Here is a 17,625-nt window from a genome sequence, read left to right on the forward strand (position 1 = left end):
CCTGCAGCGCACAGTAGTGTCGGTCTTATGCGCCCCGATCATCCGGCCTGGGATCCAGCGGCTTCATCTGACTGCCCGCGAAGCGATTGGCTTCCTTTTCGCGTGTGGCAGCCCGCGAGCACGGCGTCCATCGGTTCATCGAACAGGTGCGCCGGCTCGTTCCTGAGGCGCTTCACAGCAATCAGACCGAGCGCATTGCCGGCATGGCAAATCCTTACGCCGTCGAAGTACTTGCCGCGCAAGTTGCCAGCATCCCGCAGGCAGTCCTCGCCGGAGTCGAAGTCATCCTCGCACATGAACATCGGTTGGTCGATCATGCCGATGCTGTAGGTATAGAGGCCTGGCTGGCACACGGCTGCCCACATGGACCAATGATCGATTTTTCGGTTCGTCCGAATAGATATTTCGCGTTTTTCAGATTGGCGAGACCTTTCTACGATCCCGTGGGATGTCTGATACCTCTTCTGCTACAAGCCTTGTCGCGCGCTTCGGCAGCGGTGCCGGCCATCTGTCGCGGCTATGGCCGGGGTTCAGTTTGTCCGCGCTCTTGGCCATGGCAGCGACGTTTGTCTCCACGATGCATGGGGGACCGCAACTGCTCTACGCCTTGTTCTTCGGCGTCGCGCTGCATCATCTGAGCGGCGAAGCCAAAAGTAGGTCAGGCATCGAATTCTGCTCTCGCACGTTGCTGCGCCTGGGTGTCGGACTGCTCGGAGCGCGGATTACTGCGGCACAGATCGCAGGTCTCGGGTGGACCACGGCCGCGGTCGTGATCCTTGGAGTGACGTCAACAATCGGAATGGCGTTGGTGTTCGGGCGCCGGTTGGGTATGACAAAGCCTCAATCCGTTCTGTCCGGAGGGGCCGTCGCGATCTGCGGAGCATCGGCCGCCCTTGCAATCTCCGCTGTTCTACCGCGAGACAAGGAGAGCGATCGGTTCACATTGATGGTCGTGGTCACGGTGACGGTTCTGTCCACTATTGCCATGGTTGTCTATCCGCTGATCGCGAAGCTGCTCCATCTGCCGCCGGAACTCGCCGGTCTCTTTCTGGGTGGGACAATTCACGATGTGGCGCAGGTTGTCGGAGCCGGCTACACAATCGACCAACACACCGGCGATGTCGCCACCGTCGTCAAGCTTTTCCGCGTCGCGATGTTGACCGTCGTCGTCGTCGCCGTGTCCGCGGCGTTCAAGCGATCCAAGACTGCAAGCGAGTCGACCTCGGAGACTTCGGGGACGGGCCGACAGCCACTCGTGCCATGGTTCCTATGGCTCTTCATCGCGATGGTGGCGGTGAACTCGTTGGGATTCATCGCACAGCCAGTCCAAGACTCCCTGAACTTCGTCTCGCGCGCGTGCCTGGTGGTTGCCATCTCCGCGTTGGGCATGAAAACCTCCTTCATGCAGCTGGCGCGCGCTGGGTGGCAGCCCATGATGCTGCTGGTTGCCGAGACCCTTTGGCTCGCCGTGTTCGTCCTCGGCTGCGCGCTGATGATGAAGTAGCGACCAGGTAGCGGCTTGCCTCGCCGCATCCTGTTGCCCGTGGGAAACGCGTCCTGCCGGATAAGACCGTGTCTGCGGAGGAGGCTGACTTCACAGTGATCACAACAAATTGGCATTCGCACAACGTCTGAAGGAACGACATGTCACCCTTGATCTCTTGCGACGACCTATCCGTGCTTCTCACGCGCAGCCCATCGTCGGTAGTGGTCATCGACTGTAGCTTTGATCTTGCCGACTCGATCGCGGGCTGGAGCGCCTTTCAGCTTGGCCATATTCCTGGCGCGGCATACATCCATCTAGAGAACGACTTGTCAGGCCCGAGGACGGGGCTCAACGGTAGGCATCCGTTGCCGGCCCTGGCCGACTTCGTGACCGCTATGTGCGCACTTGGCGCGAACGACGACGCGCCGATCGTGGTCTATGACAACGTAGACGGTCGGTATGCGGCACGTCTGTGGTGAACCCTCCGGTGGGCTGGGCACGCCGCTGTCCGCGTCCTAGATGGGGGATGGCGCCAATGGCGGCATTCGGGCCTGCCGCTCGAGATCGGCGAGCCTCGCGACCGGACACCAGGAAGCTTCTCCGCCCGCGCGAGCTTGGAACGCGTCGCAGACTATGAGGACGTTCGCGCCAACCTTGAAACCCAAAGGGCCCTTCTTCTCGATGCACGAGCACGGGACAGATTTCTCGGACGCAATGAAACGTTGGACGCCGTCGCCGGCCACATCCCCGGGGCGAAGAACAGGCCCTATCGCGACAACCTGAAGGGTGATGGGACGTTCCGCGATGCAGCCGACCTTCGCGGCGAGTTCGACCGGCTGCTGGAGGGACGCAGACCGGAAGACATCATCCACCAATGCGGCTCCGGGGTCACTTCATGCCACAACCGCTTGGCAATGGAACTGGTGGGACTTTCCGGATCGGCGATGTATGTGGGATCGTGGAGTGAATGGTGCTCGAAGCCGAATTTTCCTATTGCGGTCGACGAAGACTAGCGTTGCGGCGACTTCAGCGTCGCGTGAAACCCGCGTAGGACCTGGGCGCTAAGCGCTCATCACTCTGAAGATCCAGTCTCGCAATTCAGGAGAGATCACTATGAGCCCTTCCAACTACCACGAAAATTTCGACCCGCAAAGACGCCGAGTTGTCCGCAGCGCCGGTCTATTTGCTCTTGCCGCTTCGCCACTTGGCGCACTGGCGCTGGACACGGGTGAAGGAGTGACCTTCGCCGATGGCCCGCGCCCTCTTGTCAAGTACCCAGGCAAGCGACCGCTGATCCGGGTGCATACCCGCCCTCCTCACCTGGAGACCCCCTTCGAGGTGTTCAACGAGGGACCGCTCACTCCAAACGACGCGTTCTTCGTGCGCTACCACCTTGCGAATATCCCGCTGGCGGTCGATACAGCAACATATCGATTGAGCGTGAAAGGCGTGGTCAGCACACCCCTTAGCCTCTCTCTGACCGACCTGAAGGCAATCGGCGAGCCTGTAGACGTGGTCGCGGTGAACCAGTGTTCCGGCAACAGCCGCGGCTTCTCTTCGCCGCGCGTCTTCGGAGCACAGCTGGCAAACGGTGCGATGGGCAATGCGCGTTGGACCGGCGTCCCACTGAAAGCTGTTCTTCAGAAGGCCGGTGTTGGGGCGGGTGCCCTGCAGGTAGTCTTCAACGGCCTGGACACCCCTGTTCTGCCTAGCACGCCCGATTTTCGCAAGGCACTCGACATCGAGCACGCGTTGAACGGCGAGCCGATGCTGGCATGGGCGATGAACGGCAAGGACCTCCCCCTCCTCAACGGCTATCCGCTCAAGCTGGTCGTACCGGGCTACTTCGGGACATACTGGGTCAAGCATTTATCAGAGATTTGAAGTTGACCCGATTTCGCGGACACCCGATCCTTACGGAAGAAGGAGTCCGATATGCCTGCATCGAAGCCTCCGTACCCGGCGGAATTCCGCCGTCAGATGGTCGAGCTGGTCCAAGCTGGCCGAACGCCCTCGCAGCTCGCGCGTGAGTTCGGCTGCACTGCCCAGAGCATCTCGACTTGGGTGGCGCAAGCGGCCGCCGACAGTGGCAAGCCCGCACGCGGCAAGGACGTCTTGAGCAGCGCCGAGCGCGAGGAACTCGTGCGGTTGCGCCGAGAGAACCGACAACTCAAGCTTGAGCGGGATATTTTGGCAAAGGCTACGGCCTGGTTCGCCGGCAAAGGCGAGAAGACATCCATCGGGTCTACGAACTCGTGAGTGCGAACCAGGCCAAGGTTCCAGTGCATACGATGTGCCGCGTGCTCAAGGTTTCCGCGAGTGGCTACTACGCGTGGCGAGATCGACCGCCGTCGAGGCGCTTGATCGACGACGCGGTGCTGGTGGAGCGAATCCAGGTCATCCACGCCGAATCCGACGCCACCTACGGCATGCCACGCGTGCGCGCCGAACTGATCGACCAAGGGACACGCATCAGCAGAAAGCGCGTGGCTCGGCTGATGCGTGTCAATGCGATTCGAGGCGTCAGTCGACGCCGCGGCTTCGTCGTGACCACGCGGCGCGACGAGCGACAACGCCCGGCACCCGATCTGGTCAAGCGCGAGTTCATTGCCGGTGGACCCAACAAGCTGTGGGTCGCAGACATGACCTACGTGCCCACCTGGGCGGGCTTCATCTTCCTGGCCATCGTGCTGGACGTATGGAGCCGACGCATCGTGGGCTGGGCCATCGGTGAGCAGATGACCGCCGATCTGGTGCTTGCGGCGCTGAACATGGCGCTGCAACAGCGCAAGGCCCACGGCGTGATCCACCCCAGCGACCAAGGCAGCCAGTACACCAGCATCGCCTTCGGCGAACGGTGCAAGAAGATGGGCGTGCGCCCGTCGATGGGCACCGTCGGCGATGCTTACGACAACGCGATGGCCGAAAGCTTCTTCGCCACGCTCGAATGCGAACTGATTGACCGGCGCAGTTGGCAGTCCAAGACCGAGGCACGGCTGGCACTGTTCACCTACATCGAGGGCTGGTACAACCCGCGCCGGCGTCACAGCGCACTCGGACAGATCTCGCCGGCGACGTTTGAAAGGAACCACCACGACGCAATCCAAGTAGACCGCCTCGCCTCGAACACGACTTGACCACCGTCGGCGTCTGCGTGGCATGCGCCACGCCGCCGGTGGACAAGTCTTCGCAGCCAATCAATCCGACTTGAGAATCAAGCCCCAACCCATCCGCGCAACAGGGTCAAGTCCAATTGAAGTTCTTGACCATGCATTCACTGGTCACGATGCTGCCTTCATGACAACGGCCTATCGCGTGCCGGACAACGACTGCCAATGCGTCGCCCCGGGCACAGTGGCAGCGAAGACGCGACCTATTTCGACGTTGGCCGTACGCAGCTTCATTACCAGCGTGGCCAACGGCGGCACGCTTCCGGCTGGACGGTCTGTGGAGCTGAAAGGCATCGCCTTTGATGCCGGTGCCGGTATCAGGAAGGTGGAGGTATCAGTCGATGGGGGCCTTCAATGGCGCGAGGCCGTCCTCGGGAAAGACCTCGGGCGCTTCTCGTTTCGCGAATGGAAGGCAATGGTGACATTCGCACGCAAGGGGAAGGCGGTACTGATGGTGCGCGCCACGAACCGGAATGGCGAGGGGCAACCGGCAATCGCTGACTGGAATCCGGCCGGCTATAGGCGGCATGTGATCGAGTCCACGACCGTGATGATTGGCTGAAGGGCGCCTGCAATGAATCAAAGTCGCGCATCCTCGTTCGCATTCGCGCTCGCCGCATTGGCGGCAATGGCCGCCGCGGCAGTGTCAGCGGCGCCGGCCAAGCCAATTCAACTCCCCGCCGAGACCGTGAAGTTGAAGCCATCGAGCCTCCCCGGCTACGTTGTCGCGCAGCAAAAGTGCGCGATGTGCCACTCGGCCGACTACATCGCCTATCAGCCACCGGGCATGACTGTCGCTCAGTGGACGGCCGAGATGACCAAGATGCAACACTTGTACGGCGCTCCGATCAGCGACGTGGAAGTGAAAGTCCTGGGCGTCTACCTCGCCGCGACCTACGGTGACGCCAATAGCGTGACCGCCGCCGACCGCGCACTCACTGCGGAAGCCTCGGCGCCGATGCCTGATCGGCCAGCGTCGACCGCTGCGATCGACGTACAAGCACTACTCAACGCGAATGCATGTCTCGGATGCCACGCCGTGGCACAGAAGATCGTCGGACCGGCGTATCACGACGTCGCGAACAAGTACAAGGCCGACCCGGCAGGATTGTCGAAGATTGCGGCCAGCATCAAAGGCGGCAGCTCTGGCAAATGGGGCACGGCGCCAATGCCGCCCTTCGCGCAACTAACGGATACGCAAATCAAGGAACTTGCCGCATTCGTCATGAAGCAATGAGCGTCAGGGGAGATTCCGGTAGCAGTACTAACAGCGTCCTCGAGCACTTTGAGTGCGTGGCTGGTGGCCGAAGTCAGCCCCAGGCGCGCAACAGCGCTCGCAATGCCGTCCGAAGACACAAGCGTCAAGAGCAATTCGAGTTGCCGCAACGTCGGGCCGCGGCCCTGTTGGGTATCCCATCTCCATGATTGAGACAAACTTCAATTGAAGTTGAATTGTATGAATTCTACAATTTCTTAACCAAGGCGCTGTGATGGGCACCGCGCGCGAGGCACGATCAGATGCCCAATCCGCCGCGCGCGGGCTGGTACAAGCCGCCATGAACGACATCTCCGCCAGCATCGGGTCGAGGCGCCTGCGCGTCACACTTCGCCAGCTCGAGGTCTTCGTCGCCGTTGCCAAGGAACGCTCCACGCGTGCCGCCGCAGACACGGTGGCACGCTCACAGTCGGCGGCGAGCAGTGCACTGGCAGAACTCGAAGCAACGATCGGTCGCTCCCTGTTCGACAGGATGGGGCGCCGTCTAATCCTCAACGAGCACGGTCTGAGGCTGCTGCCGGTGGCTTGCTCCTTGTTGGAGCAGGCGGCTGAGCTGGAATGCATGCTCGACGACCATTCCGACGCGCCGCTTTCCATCGCCGCCAGCATGACCATCGGGGAGCACATCCTGCCCGATTTGTTGGGTCGGTGGCACGCCAAGCGCCCAGGTAGCCCGGTCAAGATGCTCGTGATGAACACGAGCGGAGTCCTGGACGCGATCACGAACCTGGAGGCCGACATTGGCTTTGTCGAAGGCCTGCAAACCCGCAACGGCATCACGGCGCAAACCTGGCTTACCGACGAGATGGTTGTGGTCGCACGCACAGGTCATCCCCTGGCAACACAGCAGGCCTCGATCGAACAACTCAAACGCGCAAGTTGGGCGCTGCGCGAGGTAGGTTCCGGCACCCGCGAGGCGGCAGAGCGATGGCTCATCGAGCGTCTGGGATCGATCTCCATCGACTTTGAACTCGGCACGCCGCAGGCGATCGCGACACTGGTCGCGTCCTGCGACACGCTCGCGTGCCTGCCCCGTCATGCCGTAGCTCGCCTGGCCAAAGCCGGGGAACTGACCGTGCTGAATACCGCGCTGCCACGTTCCCAGCGGAGGCTGTCCATCGTCACACACGCCGCCAAGCGAATGGGCCCCACGTCCGAAGCCTTTGTCGAGCACTGCATGTCGGTCTGCCGCACCCACTGAAAAAAACTATCCCACAAGCCCGCAGTGGACCAGGTATCGAGGCAATCAATCTCGAGCGGCACAGGACCTTCGGAGCACACACAGAGGACCGTGCAACTCAAAGGAATTTGAACTTCCCAAGCAAGCAAGAGGCTCTGCTGCGGCTGCCCCCTCTAGGTAGGAAAAAATAACTTCAAAAAATATCAATCTATTTAATATTGCTTCAGAAAATTGGGATTTCTAGAATTCCTCCATGGCGATTCGTCGCTGAAGCGAGGCAGAAATGGATACCGATAACCCCACGAAGCAGAGACAACTCACAGTTCGAATCTCGCGAGGAGCCGATGACGGTTCCTTCTCAACCTACTCCGTTCCCTGGCGCGAAAACCAGACCGTCCTGGACGTCGTCACAGAAGTCCAGCGCACCCAAGAACCGAAACTCTCGTATCGATTTGCATGCCGCGTTGGCGTATGCGGCTCCTGCGCAATGACGGTCAACGGCAAGCCCCGTTGGACCTGTCGGACCCACGTGAGCGGCGTAGAAGAGGACGGAGTCATCGTCATCGAGCCGCTTCGCAACATGCCGCGAATCAAGGACCTCGTGGTCGACATGCGCGAGTTCTTCCAGAAGTGGAGAAAAGCCGGCAACACCTTCGTTGGCACGGCAACCCGAAGCGACCCGCCGGCGACGGTGTCGCCGCAGAGCAAGAAGCGCAAGCTGGCAGATGCAGCAATCGAGTGCATCAACTGCGGCGTTTGCTACGCGGCTTGCGACGTCGTGTCCTGGGACAAGGAGTACCTCGGGCCGGCAGCGCTCAATCGGGCATGGACCCTCTACAACGACGAACGGCACGCTGACCCGAAGGATGTTCTGCACAAAGCGACCTCGGGAAGCGGCTGCAACTCATGTCATACGCAAGGCAGTTGCATGAAGCACTGCCCGGTCAGTCTGAGCCCAACCGGGAGCATCGCGGGGTTGAAGCGAAGTGCGCTCCTCAGCTTCCTCAAGCGAGACTGACATGGAAGCGCGTCTCTTCGCCCTTCAGCGCCTCACGGCGATGGTCATTGCGCCATTCGTCTTCACGCATGTGGGGCTCATCATCTACGCCGTTCACAGCGGATTGACCGCCAGCGCGCTCCTCTCTCGCACGCAAGGCAGTTGGGTGTGGATCGCGTTCTACGGCCTCTTTGCAATCAGCGTGGCCGTTCACGTTCCAATTGGCATCCGCAACATCCTGATCGAATGGCTGCGCCTTGGACGAAGCGCAGCGTCCGCAGTGAGCCTCGCGTTTGGCATCGGGTTGCTCTACCTGGGCCTTCGCGCCGTCGCGGCGGTGGGAGGACTGATTCAATGAAAACCGCTCGCAGCCACCAAGCGTACTGGGCGTTCCTGGGTCACCGCCTCTCGGGCCTGGCACTTGCACTCTTCTTGCCCGCCCACTTCTGCGTGCTCGGCATGGCCCTCGATGCAGCCAGGCTCGACCGCTTCCTGAAGCTTGCAGAGATGCCTGCGATGAAGTTCGGCGAATGGGGTCTTGTCTCGCTGCTGAGCCTGCACATGTTCTTCGGACTGCGTCTGCTCGCACTTGAACTGCTTCCCTGGAGCTCTACCCGCGACGCTCGCCTAGCCTGGATCGGCTGGGGATTCGCGGCATCGATGGCGTTTGGCTTTGTGTTCATCGCGGGGGTGATCTGAAATGAACTTCGACACTTACAAGACCGACATCCTGGTGTTGGGAACCGGCGGCGCCGGCCTGTTCGCAGCGCTGCATGCCAAGAAGGCAAATCCGTCCCTGCGCGTGACGGTCACGGTCAAAGGACTGCTGGGCAAATGCGGCTGCACTCGCATGGTTCAGGGTGGCTACAACGTCGCACTGTCGTCTGGGGATTCAGTCGAGCGGCACTTCATGGACACGATCGAGGGCGGCAAGTGGCTGCCGCGCCAGGACCTCGCTTGGCGCCTCGTGGAAGGAGCCATCGAGCGCGTACGCGAACTTGAAAACGAGATCGGCTGCTTTTTCGACCGCAATCCCGACGGATCGCTCCACTCGAAAGCCTTTGCCGGCCAGAGCTTCGACCGAACCGTTCACAAGGCCGACCTGACCGGTATCGAGATCATCAATCGCCTGATGGAGCAGGTGCGGGCACTGGACGTTGAGGAGCTTGAGGAGCATCGCGCCATCGAACTCATCCCGGCTGCCGACGGCTCGGGGATCGCCGGTGTCCTGTTCATCGACATGCGGGCCGGGACCTATCGATTGGTGCAGGCAAAAGCGGTGCTCCTTGCCACGGGCGCTGGCCCCACGATGTACCGCTATCACACCCCATCCGGCGACAAGACCTGCGACGGCCTTGCGATGGCGTTGCGCTACGGCCTGAAGCTGCGCGACATGGAAATGGTGCAGTTCCATCCGACGGGACTTCTCGGGGGACCGGATACACGCATGACAGGCACCGTCCTCGAGGAGGGACTGCGCGGCGCAGGTGGCTATCTGCTCAACGGCAATGGCGACCGCTTCATGACCAACTATGACAAGCGCGGCGAGCGAGCGACCCGCGACGTTGTCAGCCGGGGCATCTATGCCGAGATGCGCGCCAAGCGCACGGGGCCGATGGGTGGCGTGTACATCCAAATGAGCCATCTGGGGCCTGAGAAGGTTGCCAAGACATTTCCGGGGATGGTCAATCGCTGCAAGGACTGCGGCTTTGACCTGGCCGGCGGCAAGGTCGAGGTGGTGCCGACCGCGCACTACCTGATGGGCGGCGTGGAATTCAACGTCGATGGCTCAACCGCATCCCCCGGGCTGTTCGCCGCCGGGGAAGATTGCGGCGGCCTGCACGGGGCCAATCGCCTGGGCGGCAATGGCGTCGCGAACTCGACCGTGTTTGGCGGCATCGCAGGTGACTCGATGGCCGCCTACGTCGCAAAGAGCGGCAAGTGGCGCGACCCGGACAAGCGAGTGATCGCAAGTGGCATTGAGCGTGCCGAGTACCCCTTCTCGAAGCCCGCGGGTCGTATCCATGAGCTGCGGGACGCGTTGGCTCAAACGATGTGGGACGACGTTGGCGTGTTGCGCACGCGGGAAGCGATGGAGCGTGGACTGCAGTCGGTCGCCACTCACCGCTCCGCGCTATCAGGGATGGGCGTCGCGGATGGTGACCGTCGATACAACGTGACCTGGCACGACTGGTTGAACCTCCAAAGCCTCGTCGACATTTCCAAGGTCATCACCATCTCCGCACTTGCGCGCGAGAACAGTCGCGGCGCCCATTTCCGCGAGGACTTTCCCGAGCCCGGCGACCTGCACACCAGCTGCTACACGCGTGTGAGCGCCCAGAACGACGACGTGCAGCTCGAGATGGTTCCCGTTTCCTTTGACATCGTGAAGCCCGGTGAGTCGCTCATCACCGGCGAAGCAGGCACACCCCAAACCTGAGGGCATACCCAGATGAAGATTCCAATCCAGAAAGTTGAAGAAGCCGCGTTGGAGATCATGCGGCGCGCTGCAATCGAGATTCCTCCTGACTACAAAAAGGGAATTCAGGAACTGCAGAAGAAGGAGACCGGCAAGCTGCCACGGTTCGTCATCCACGCAATGGTCGACAACTGGGAAGCGGCAGACCAGGACCGGCGGCCCATGTGCGCGGATACGGGCTTGCCGCGCTACTACGTCAAGGTCGGCAACAACGCGTCCATCGAATCGGGATTCGTCGCGGTGGAGCGAGCGCTTCGGCACGCGACGGCTGAAGGAACGGTCACCATTCCCCTCCGACCCAATCGCGTGCATCCGCTGTGGCGCACGGATCACAACAACAACGTCGGCCTCAATGCGCCGGAAGTCGAGTGGTCTTTTGAGCCGGATGCTGACTGGATCGACATCACCACTGTCCACAAGGGCGGTCTCTTCGGGACGGACTACCGCATGCTGTTCCCTGGGGATGGCATCGACGGTATCAAGCGTTTCGTCCTGGACACGCTGATCGCCTTCGGTAAGCGTGGCTTGGCCTGCCAACCCGCGATCGTCGGGATCGGGTTGGGCGGGTCCAAGGACACCTGCATGCAGTTGGGCAAGCAGGCGGCCTGCCTGCGCACTGTCGGGGACCGAAATCCCGACCCGAAGGTCGCCGAGCTCGAGCTCGAGTTGATGAAGCTCGGAAACTCTATCGGCATGGGCGCGATGGGCTTTGTCGGATCCGGCATGGTCGTGGACTGCCACATCGAGTGCGGCTACACGCACACCGGCGGCATGCCCATCAGCATCCACACCTTCTGTCTTTCATCGCGGCGCGCTACTGCACGCATCCATGCCAGCGGCGAGATCGAGTACCGAACCGATCCCGAATGGTTCACCCCCTATCACCGTCGGGAGACAGTCGAATGGTAGACAGCAACGACGACATCAAGGTCTTCCACCTCGACCTGCCGGCGAAGCGGGAAGACATCGCGAAGCTTGAACTGGGCTCTGCGGTCTATCTGAATGGCGTGGTCTACACCGCGCGCGAAGGCATCTACAAGAAGGTCCTGGACGAGGGCTTGGAGCTGCCGGTCGATTTAAAGTCGATCAGCAACGTCAATTTTCACTGCTCACCGGCCGCAGCTCCAGACGGGCATGGGGGTTACAACGTCGGCGCCGTGACTGCAACGGCATCTTTCCGATTCTCGAAATGGATCCCTCGCTGGCTCGAGCAGACGGGATGCAGCATTCTGATCGGTAAGGGAGGCATGCCTGCAGATGACTACAAGAAGGTCCTCGCGCCCGGCGGAGCCATCTATCTGACGACAGTCGGTTATGGCACCGGCGCTTTGCTCGGCCGCGGTATCAAGCGCGTCCGCGAGGTCCACTGGCTGGATGAGCTGGGCATCGCCCAAGCCATGTGGCTGTTCGAAGTGGAGAACTTCGGTCCCTTCATTGTGGAAAGCGACCTGGAGGGGAACTCGCTGTTCGCGCAGCACGCCGAGACGATCAATGCGGGGATCGAGGCTCTGTACGCCGGTCTGAAGCCGCCAGCTCTCCATCGCTACGGCGAAACGGACAACCGTAAGGACGAGGTGATGTAGTCACCGGTGACGCGGGCCCCACTGACCGCCCGCCTTCGATTCGTTTCCATTCATAGGGCCAACGTCATGATCATCGACTTCCGTCTGCGCCCGCCGGTTGGCGGCTTCCTCAACACGCTCATGTACTCGGCAGGCGAACGCCGCGACGGGTTCACGCGCACCGTGGGATTCGAGCCATCCCAGGCTGCTCAGAAGCAGTCCATGGAGCTGCTGCTCAAGGAGATGGACGAAGCCAGGATCGACCGCGGCGTCGTGGTCGGCCGTCTCGCCGGCGTGCTCGGCAGCGTGTCAAACGACGATGTCAGGCGCCTCGTCACGGACCATCCTGAGCGGTTCATCGGTGCGGCATCCATCGACCCGACGAATCGCCGCCAAGCCTGCCAGACCATCAACCAGGCAGCGAAAGATGGCTTCAAGCTGATCAACATCGAGCCGGGCTCATACCCGGTTCCGATGTACGCCGATGACCGTCGGCTTTACCCCGTCTATGGCCACTGCGAGGACATCGGTGTTCCCGTCATCATGATGGTGGGGGGTACTGCGGGCCCGGACCTCAGCTACTCCGACCCGATCCGAACGGACCGCGTTCTCACCGACTTCCCCCATCTGAACGTCGTCGTCGCGCACGGCGGGTGGCCCTGGGTCAACGAGATCCTGCACCTGGGCTTCCGTCGACCCAATCTCTGGCTCTCCCCCGACATGTACTTCTCGCGCATGCCCGGCTGGGAAGAGTACGTCAAGGCAGCCGACAGCTTCCTGTCCGATCGCATGCTGTACGCCAGTTCCTTCCCCTTTTGCCCTGTCCTTGGCTACAAGGAGTGGTTCGAGACGCTCCCCATCAAGGAGGAAAATCTGCGCAAGGTCATGGGTGGCAATGCGCGCCGCCTGCTGGGCATTTAGCAACCTCTCACGGGCGCGCAGAGCCAACTTCAAAGAAGGGACTTGCCGCATGGACATCAAGACGCTGTACACCTTGATTGCGATCGCGGATCGAGGGAGCTTCGCGGAAGCGGGGAACAATATTGGCCTCTCGCTGTCCGCGGTAAGCATGCAGATGCGCGCCCTCGAGGAAGAACTCGAGATGACCATCTTCGACCGTAGCCGTCGACCACCAGTCCTGACCGATGCAGGTCTCGCGCTGGTCCACCGCGCACGCGACCTGATCTCTCATTGGGAGAGCATGAGCGCATCGCTCAAGAAGGGCACGTCCGTCGGGCTGCTGAAACTCGGGAGCGTTCACACCGTGGCCTCCGGGGTATTGCCGTTGGCGCTGCACCACCTGCAGCGACAGGGCCATGGGCTTGAAGTGCACGTGACGACTGGCCTGACGCACGACCTGGAGAGGGCTGTCTACCACCGTCAGCTTGATGTGGCCTTGGTGACCGAACCGGAGCTTCCAAGAAGTGGCCTCGACTTTCTCCCCTTTGTCGAAGAGGCGCTCGTTGTCATCGCCCACAAGTCCGTCAAAGGGTCTAGCGACCAGGAGGTGCTGGAGAGCACACCGTACGTCCGGTTCAATCGATCGGCCCGCGTGGGCAATATTGTCCAAGAGGAGATCATGCGCCGACAGATCACGGTTCGCTCGACCATGGAGATTGACAACCTCGAAGGTGTTATCGCCATGGTCGCAAATGGCCTCGGCGCATCCGTCGTTCCAGCCCGTGGGGTGAGGAACGAATTCCCGCCCACAGTTCGGGTGATTCCCTTTGGAAATCCGACGGTGACTCGTCGATTGGGAATGCTGGTTCCGAAGGAGAATCCGAGATCACATCTGTGCCAGCTACTTCTGGAAGCGCTGCAGGCCGTCACCACCGGTCCTGACGAGTTGGTGCGAAGGGTCGGCTCCGCCTTGGCCACCCTCTAAAGCCACCTCCCACTTTTCACGCACTGAATCGAGCCTATGGGCTTGAGGGCGAACCATTGCCCGCTCGTAGGTAGCCCGTCGCAAGCAACCAAGTCAATCACCTAAGGAGACTAACGATGAGAATCTCGCTCAGATCAAAGCCAACACGTCGCCGGGCTCTGCATCTCGCATGCGCACTGCTTGGCGGCCCGCTATTTGCCGGGACCGCTTTGGCCGACTGGCCGGCGGACAAGACGATTCGGATGGTGGTTCCCTTTGCGGCGGGCGGCGCCACTGATTCACTCGGGCGTGCGCTTGCCTTCGAGCTGACCAAGAGCTTGAAGCAAAACGTGATCGTAGACAACAGGCCTGGCGCAGGCGGCAATCTCGGCGCCCAACAGGTTGCCATGTCGCCACCCGATGGCTACACGCTGCTGCTCGCGTCGGGAAGCATGTTCACGGTCAATCAGTTCATCTATGCCAAGCCGGGCTACACCTTGAACAACTTCGCTCTCATCAGCAAGGTGGCCAGCGGACCGATGGTGGTGACGGTGAACTCTGACCTCCCGGTGAAGAACACAAAAGAGCTTATCGCCTACATCAAGGAACGCCCGGCAAAGGTCAGCTTCGCTTCCGCCGGGGTAGGCAGCCAGACGCACATGGCAGGCGAATCTTTGGCAGACGCCGCAGGCCTGGAATTGCTGCACGTGCCTTACAAGGGCGAAGGGCCCGCCTATGCGGATCTGATGGGCGGCACGGTTCAGTTGGCTGTCGCCAACATCAATGCCATGTCGCCGCTTCTCAAGGGTGGCCGCCTTCGCGCGCTTTCGGTGACGGGGAAGGAGCGCAGTCCGCTGCTTCCGAACGTTCCCACAACGGCTGAGGACGGTGTTCCTGGCTTCGAATACATGGCGTGGTTCGCTCTCGTCGCGCCCGCCGGGACGCCGAAGCCAGCCATCGATCGTCTGATTGCTGAAGTGAAAGCCGCAGTCAACGAGCCCGGGATGAAGCGCTACCTGGCCGACCAAGGAATGTCGGCAGCCGTCGTTCCGCCGGAGCCTCTAAAGGTGGAAATTGCCAGCGAAGCGAGCAAGTGGAAATTGCTTGTCGAGAAGAAGAAGCTCTCGGCCAACTAGAACTTCAGCACTCCCTTTGATTGGCCGGGTGCGTGGGAGCGCAGCCCGGTCCTTTTCTTTTCGAATGCGATAGAGCGATGTCACCCTCACCTGAACTTCTCGCCATCTCGGCGCCCATCATATTCGTCGCGTACGCCGTGTTTGGCATGACGGGGTTCGGTGCGGCGATGGTGGCTATGCCGATGCTGGTACAGGTCGTCCCCCTCCAGGTCGCGGTGCCGCTCGTAGTCCTCTTCGACCTTGTTACCACAGCATTGGTTGGCGGAAAGAACTGGAGTAGCGTCGCCAAACTCGAGCTGAAGTGCCTTCTTCCTTCCATGCTCATCGGCATCGCAATAGGGGTGGTCCTGCTTCACAACGTAGGGCCGAGGTGGCCCTTGGTTGGATTTGGCGTCTTCGTGCTAGGCGTTAGCGTCCGCAACTTGGTAGTCGACAACTCGACGAAAAATGTCCAGATTCCCAAGTCGTGGTCGTTGCCCTTCGGGATGGCCGGCGGCGTCTTCAGCGCGCTTTTTGGCACTGGTGGCCCGATCTACACCATCTATCTATCCAGGCGGTTGTCCGACGTGAATCGCTTTCGAGCGACGATCGCGGTCGTAATCCTTCTGAGTGGAATCAGCCGGGCTGTAGCGTTCGGAGCCGCAGGCCTCTACGGCAAGGATTCGATCCTCGAATTGGCCATCGTCCTCCTCCCAATGTCCCTGCTTGGCCTTTTCGTCGGTTCGCGGGCCAGGACCAGATTTTCGGCCATCTTCTTGAAGCGCCTGGTCTTGCTGCTCTTGTCTGTCGCCGGCCTCGGTGCCATCTATCGTGGACTGGTTGCCACAATATGACCCGTGAGGCCCCTTTGGACGAGGCGACCGGGCAAGCCGACCTCGCCCCGCAGCCTGGACTATTTCGCAGTCGGCATCACGAACTCGGCCCCCTTGCCGATGCTCTCTGGCCAGCGCTGCATCACCGACTTCTGCTTGGTGTAGAAGCGAACGCCTTCCTCGCCGTAGGCATGCATGTCGCCGAAGAGCGATTTCTTCCAGCCGCCGAAGCCATGCCAGGCCATCGGTACCGGGATCGGCACGTTGATGCCCACCATGCCCACCTGGATGCGGCGCGAGAATTCACGCGCCACGTTGCCGTCGCGAGTAAAGCAGGCCACGCCATTGCCAAACTCGTGCGCATTGATCAGGTCCACCGCCTGTGCCAGATCGTGCACGCGCACGCAAGCGAGGACAGGGCCGAAGATCTCTTCCTTGTAGATGCGCATGTCCGGCGAGACATGATCGAACAGGGTGCCACCCATCCAGAAGCCTTCGCCGCAATCGGGACCGGCAGCACTTGCATCGAACGAACGGCCGTCGACCAGCAGTTTGGCGCCCTCCTGCACACCCTGCTCGATGTAGCCAGTGATGCGCTGGTGCGCCGCTCGAGTGACGATCGGACCCATCTCGGCCGCGAGGTTCTCGCCATCGAGCACCTTCAGCGCCTTGGTGCGCTCGACCAACCTGGGCAGCAGCCTGTCGGCCACATCGCCAACGAGCAACGCCACGCTGATTGCCATGCAGCGCTCGCCGGCCGAGCCGTAGCCGGCGCCGATCAGCGCATCCACCGCCTGCTCGATGTCCGCATCGGGCATCACCACCATGTGGTTCTTGGCACCGCCGAGCGCCTGCACGCGCTTGCCGTGGCGCGCGCCGGTCTCGTAGATGTAGTTGGCGATCGGCGTCGAGCCGACGAAGGAGATCGCCCTGACGTCCGGGTGTTCGAGCAGCGCATCGACCGCTTCCTTGTCGCCCTGCACCACGTTGAACACGCCGTCGGGCAGCCCCGCTTCCTTGAGCAGCTCGGCGATGCGCAGCGACGGGCTCGGATCGGTCGGGCTCGGTTTCAGCACGAAGCAGTTGCCCGCCGCGATCGCCACCGGGAACATCCACATCGGCACCATGACCGGGAAGTTGAACGGCGTGATGCCCGCCACCACGCCGAGCGGCTGGCGCAGCGTCCAGTTGTCGATGCCTGTGGAGACCTGGTCGGTGTGGTCGCCCTTGAGCAGTTGCGGAATGCCGCAGGCGAACTCCACGATGTCGATGCCACGGGCAACTTCGCCCTGTGCATCCGTAAACACCTTGCCGTGCTCGGCAGTGATCATGTGAGCCAGTTCGTCACGGTGCTGGTTGAGCAGCTCCAGGAATTTGAACATCACCCGCGCACGCCGGATCGGCGGCGTGTCAGCCCACTTTGGAAAGGCTGCTTGAGCGGAAGCGACTGCAGCGCCAACGTCGTCGACGCTGGCCAAGACAACGTGACGCGAGACTTCCCCCGTGGCCGGATTGAAGATCGGCTGGCGCCCCATTCCCGTTCCCGGCGTCACTTTGCCTTGAATGAAGTGGCAGGCATCTTGTGTATCGGTAAATGGCTCTCGAGCGGTCATATGTCTCTCCGAAGGTTGCTGAAGTGTCGAAGGAAATATCGCCGCTTTGC

At 61.4% G+C, this 17,625-nt stretch carries 17 protein-coding genes and 2 pseudogenes; 17 read left to right on the forward strand and 2 right to left on the reverse strand.

Features of this window, described 5'->3' with window-relative positions; genetic code table 11:
• Positions 1-38 precede the first annotated feature (38 nt).
• Positions 39-365 carry a hypothetical protein gene (locus tag VAR608DRAFT_RS06490; protein ID WP_088953311.1) on the reverse strand — a complete coding sequence of 109 codons (327 nt, stop codon included), beginning with the start codon at positions 363-365 and terminating at the stop codon, positions 39-41.
• 83 nt (positions 366-448) lie between these two features.
• Here VAR608DRAFT_RS06490 and VAR608DRAFT_RS06495 point away from each other — a divergent pair, with 83 nt between their 5' ends.
• The 17 genes and pseudogenes from VAR608DRAFT_RS06495 (at position 449) to VAR608DRAFT_RS06575 (ending at position 15,983) form a co-directional block, all read left to right on the forward strand.
• Positions 449-1,504: a YeiH family protein gene (locus VAR608DRAFT_RS06495; RefSeq protein WP_088953312.1), complete on the forward strand. Its 1,056-nt coding sequence runs from the start codon at positions 449-451 to the stop codon at positions 1,502-1,504.
• Positions 1,505-1,644: 140 nt separating this feature from the next.
• Positions 1,645-2,499 (forward strand): annotated as a pseudogene (locus VAR608DRAFT_RS38470) (sulfurtransferase).
• A gap of 100 nt (positions 2,500-2,599) precedes the next feature.
• A pseudogene (locus tag VAR608DRAFT_RS06505) lies at positions 2,600-3,367 on the forward strand (molybdopterin-dependent oxidoreductase); the annotation flags it as partial.
• Between the two features lie 54 nt (positions 3,368-3,421).
• Positions 3,422-4,623 (forward strand): IS3 family transposase gene (locus VAR608DRAFT_RS06510; RefSeq protein WP_088953314.1). Its coding sequence is split into 2 segments (ribosomal slippage): positions 3,422-3,689 and positions 3,689-4,623, totalling 1,203 coding nucleotides; the frame shifts between segments, so codons are not numbered across the junction.
• A 22-nt stretch (positions 4,624-4,645) separates the two neighbouring features.
• Positions 4,646-5,218, forward strand: a complete 573-nt coding sequence (locus VAR608DRAFT_RS06515) for an Ig-like domain-containing protein (protein WP_088953315.1) — start codon at positions 4,646-4,648, stop codon at positions 5,216-5,218.
• A 12-nt stretch (positions 5,219-5,230) separates the two neighbouring features.
• Positions 5,231-5,893: a SorB family sulfite dehydrogenase c-type cytochrome subunit gene (gene sorB, locus VAR608DRAFT_RS06520; protein WP_088953316.1), complete on the forward strand. Its 663-nt coding sequence runs from the start codon at positions 5,231-5,233 to the stop codon at positions 5,891-5,893.
• A 319-nt stretch (positions 5,894-6,212) separates the two neighbouring features.
• Positions 6,213-7,133 carry a LysR substrate-binding domain-containing protein gene (locus tag VAR608DRAFT_RS06525; RefSeq protein WP_088958649.1) on the forward strand — a complete coding sequence of 307 codons (921 nt, stop codon included), beginning with the start codon at positions 6,213-6,215 and terminating at the stop codon, positions 7,131-7,133.
• 262 nt (positions 7,134-7,395) lie between these two features.
• Positions 7,396-8,130, forward strand: coding sequence for a succinate dehydrogenase/fumarate reductase iron-sulfur subunit (locus tag VAR608DRAFT_RS06530; protein WP_088953317.1), 735 nt, complete (start codon positions 7,396-7,398; stop codon positions 8,128-8,130).
• Position 8,131: 1 nt separating this feature from the next.
• On the forward strand, positions 8,132-8,467 hold the full coding sequence (locus tag VAR608DRAFT_RS06535) for a succinate dehydrogenase (protein ID WP_088953318.1): 336 nt from the start codon (positions 8,132-8,134) through the stop codon (positions 8,465-8,467).
• Positions 8,464-8,808: a succinate dehydrogenase gene (locus tag VAR608DRAFT_RS06540; RefSeq protein WP_088953319.1), complete on the forward strand. Its 345-nt coding sequence runs from the start codon at positions 8,464-8,466 to the stop codon at positions 8,806-8,808. The genes VAR608DRAFT_RS06535 and VAR608DRAFT_RS06540 overlap by 4 nt, the downstream gene beginning before the upstream one ends.
• Before the next feature lies 1 nt (position 8,809).
• Positions 8,810-10,549, forward strand: a complete 1,740-nt coding sequence (locus tag VAR608DRAFT_RS06545; protein ID WP_088953320.1) for an L-aspartate oxidase — start codon at positions 8,810-8,812, stop codon at positions 10,547-10,549.
• 12 nt (positions 10,550-10,561) lie between these two features.
• Positions 10,562-11,497 (forward strand): fumarate hydratase, encoded by a 936-nt coding sequence (locus tag VAR608DRAFT_RS06550; protein WP_088953321.1) that lies wholly within the window; start codon positions 10,562-10,564, stop codon positions 11,495-11,497.
• Positions 11,491-12,171 carry a fumarate hydratase C-terminal domain-containing protein gene (locus VAR608DRAFT_RS06555; protein ID WP_088953322.1) on the forward strand — a complete coding sequence of 227 codons (681 nt, stop codon included), beginning with the start codon at positions 11,491-11,493 and terminating at the stop codon, positions 12,169-12,171. The genes VAR608DRAFT_RS06550 and VAR608DRAFT_RS06555 overlap by 7 nt, the downstream gene beginning before the upstream one ends.
• Positions 12,172-12,237: 66 nt before the next feature.
• On the forward strand, positions 12,238-13,071 hold the full coding sequence (locus VAR608DRAFT_RS06560; RefSeq protein ID WP_088953323.1) for an amidohydrolase family protein: 834 nt from the start codon (positions 12,238-12,240) through the stop codon (positions 13,069-13,071).
• A 49-nt stretch (positions 13,072-13,120) separates the two neighbouring features.
• A complete protein-coding gene (locus VAR608DRAFT_RS06565; RefSeq protein WP_088953324.1) occupies positions 13,121-14,035 on the forward strand; it encodes a LysR family transcriptional regulator in 915 nt (304 codons plus the stop codon).
• Positions 14,036-14,151: 116 nt separating this feature from the next.
• Positions 14,152-15,150, forward strand: coding sequence for a Bug family tripartite tricarboxylate transporter substrate binding protein (locus VAR608DRAFT_RS06570; protein ID WP_088953325.1), 999 nt, complete (start codon positions 14,152-14,154; stop codon positions 15,148-15,150).
• A 77-nt stretch (positions 15,151-15,227) separates the two neighbouring features.
• On the forward strand, positions 15,228-15,983 hold the full coding sequence (locus VAR608DRAFT_RS06575; RefSeq protein WP_088953326.1) for a sulfite exporter TauE/SafE family protein: 756 nt from the start codon (positions 15,228-15,230) through the stop codon (positions 15,981-15,983).
• Positions 15,984-16,042: 59 nt separating this feature from the next.
• On the opposite strand, the gene VAR608DRAFT_RS06580 is transcribed toward VAR608DRAFT_RS06575, so the two are convergent.
• The gene (locus VAR608DRAFT_RS06580; RefSeq protein WP_088953327.1) at positions 16,043-17,575 is read right to left on the reverse strand and encodes a CoA-acylating methylmalonate-semialdehyde dehydrogenase; all 1,533 of its coding nucleotides are present in this window, start codon (positions 17,573-17,575) and stop codon (positions 16,043-16,045) included.
• Between the last annotated feature and the right edge of the window lie 50 nt (positions 17,576-17,625).

The sequence above is a fragment of the Variovorax sp. HW608 genome (assembly GCF_900090195.1).
Taxonomy (GTDB): domain Bacteria; phylum Pseudomonadota; class Gammaproteobacteria; order Burkholderiales; family Burkholderiaceae_C; genus Variovorax.